The following is a 1,842-nucleotide window of genomic DNA, read 5'->3' as shown; positions in this document are numbered from 1 at the left end:
GTAGTAATGGTTATTCCCAGGAACAAATGGGAATGTCCGTAAGTGATCGCATCACCGCGAAGAATAGGCATAGCGCGGTTTACTTTCATTTCCTTATCGTACTTCGCTTCATCATAAAACAGATGTATTACAGACTTTCCGGCAAGCAATGAAGGGTTATCCAGTGATCCCATGAAAATAACACATCCGTTCCAGAAGCTATAAACATGCTTGTAATCATCTACGATAACCGAACATTTACGCCGCCAGGATTCAGGCGGGCGGGTATCTTTTACATAGTGTACCCCTTCGATCAGGCCCATAAGTTGCCAGCCCTTCTGTACGGCCGGCATTATATTATCTTCCAGATTACTGTAGGTATTGGCAACAAAAGCGAACGCACCGCCGGGCATTTCTTCCACACACCGGGCGGAACGCCTGGCTTGTATAACGGTAGATTTAGCCATACCGCGGCCGTCAATAGATACAAGGATAGTAGTATCGATCCAGTCCGTCAGAACCTGGATTATATGACCGTATTTTATTTCTACATCATCGGCGTTACTCACCTTCGTTATCTTCCCCGAACTCTTTGATATCATACAACATACGTTTTTTCAGATCAAAAGCTTTAATACGCGCATCCTCTTTTATATTATCACGTACAATAACAGGAATTTCCGGTATCGCGTCGATAAACTCTTCCAATTCCTTACGGTCGATTTCAGGAACACCCAGATCCTTACGGCTGGTAGTATAAATAACCGTGCTTTTCTGTGAAAGCAGTTCCTCCGGTATTTCGGTCTGTTGGTCCTTATAACATCCGCGAAGTTCCGCCGCCAGTTTCAGAAGGTTCTTAGCCTCCTTTACATTACCCATAAGAAAGACGGTATTCGCCCAATTTTCGGCCTTTTCCGCATACAGGTTGGCGAAAGCCTGCGGGCGTACGTTATCCTGTGTATAAAAGAAATTGAGACTGTCGGCGTACACCTGGCGGGCCATCCAGTCCGAAAGGCCGTAAGGCTCCGACTTTAAAAGGCGGATAATACCGGCTTTTGTCACCAACTTGCCATTTATACGCATACGGGCACGAAGTCCCCGTACCATTTCCATAAGGCTGTAATATTCCCTTTCATCGGGCGCGAGAGCTTCCAGCGTACCGGTAGAAAGAATCCTTTGAATCTGGTTGATATCCACCTTGTCAAAGTCTATTCGTGAGGGCTTAATTAAATTCGTCGTCATCCATTTGTTCGATTAAACGTTCGAAAGTATGTCTTTTCCGTACGGCCTCCAGCTGTTTTATAGCTTCCACGTTTCCACCTTCCGCCGCTTCATGAAGTTTTATTTCAGGGGCGGCACGTGCTACGAGAATCCCTTCCCGGATCAGAAAGTTAACAGAAGTTGCCACCGGTTCCGCATCCCGGACAAAAAGCCCGACATCTTCCGGAGAAAGCCCCAGGGAAACGGCTATGTCTTTCGAAGAATACCCTAAAGAAGACAAACGCCGTACATCCTCTTTTTGCTGCGCATCCAGATAAATACTATCCACCACCGTTAAATCGTTCATACGCATCTTTTATTCGTTTCTGTGCCGTGAAATAATAAATTTCGTCCTGTTCCATTAAAACAAAGTTCCGGCCGCTTTCAATGGATGCCACGGCCGTAGTACCGGAACCGCCGAAAGTGTCCAGGATCAGATCGCCCGGCTTTGTACTGTCTTCAATCAGTTTACGGATCAACGCCACCGGTTTTTGCGTGGGATGAACCTTTTCACCTTCTACCAGTTTGGCACCGGACGCAAAAGAACGGATATTATCTATTATGTTTGTGGCACCAATAGAAACACCCTTTCCACAATGAAAC

3 protein-coding genes and 1 pseudogene are annotated in these 1,842 nt (G+C 46.1%); all 4 read right to left on the bottom strand.

All coding sequences use genetic code 11. The features are described from left to right. A pseudogene (locus tag AB5935_RS24680) lies at positions 1 to 581 on the bottom strand (hypothetical protein); the annotation flags it as partial. Next, positions 541 to 1,221 carry a hypothetical protein gene (locus tag AB5935_RS24675; protein ID WP_004325866.1) on the bottom strand — a complete coding sequence of 227 codons (681 nt, stop codon included), beginning with the start codon at positions 1,219 to 1,221 and terminating at the stop codon, positions 541 to 543. The gene AB5935_RS24675 and the pseudogene AB5935_RS24680, both read right to left, overlap by 41 nt. Further along, positions 1,202 to 1,546: a helix-turn-helix domain containing protein gene (locus AB5935_RS24670; protein ID WP_368327723.1), complete on the bottom strand. Its 345-nt coding sequence runs from the start codon at positions 1,544 to 1,546 to the stop codon at positions 1,202 to 1,204. Before AB5935_RS24670 ends, AB5935_RS24675 begins: the two co-directional genes overlap by 20 nt. Continuing rightward, positions 1,521 to 1,842: DNA methyltransferase (locus tag AB5935_RS24665; protein ID WP_368327722.1), on the bottom strand; the 322-nt coding region annotated here is incomplete at its 5' end. The genes AB5935_RS24665 and AB5935_RS24670, both read right to left, overlap by 26 nt.

This window comes from Phocaeicola sp. RTP21198st1_B8_RTP21198_201120, from assembly GCF_040929485.1.
GTDB lineage: Bacteria > Bacteroidota > Bacteroidia > Bacteroidales > Bacteroidaceae > Phocaeicola > Phocaeicola dorei.
This window is presented reverse-complemented; position numbering and strand designations above follow the sequence as displayed.

Bases quoted from the DNA above. Each gene is read 5' to 3' on its own strand.
- AB5935_RS24675 (WP_004325866.1), bottom strand. From the start codon at position 1,221: ATGACGACGAATTTAATTAAGCCCTCACGAATAGACTTTGACAAGGTG.
- AB5935_RS24670 (WP_368327723.1), bottom strand. From the start codon at position 1,546: ATGAACGATTTAACGGTGGTGGATAGTATTTATCTGGATGCGCAGCAA.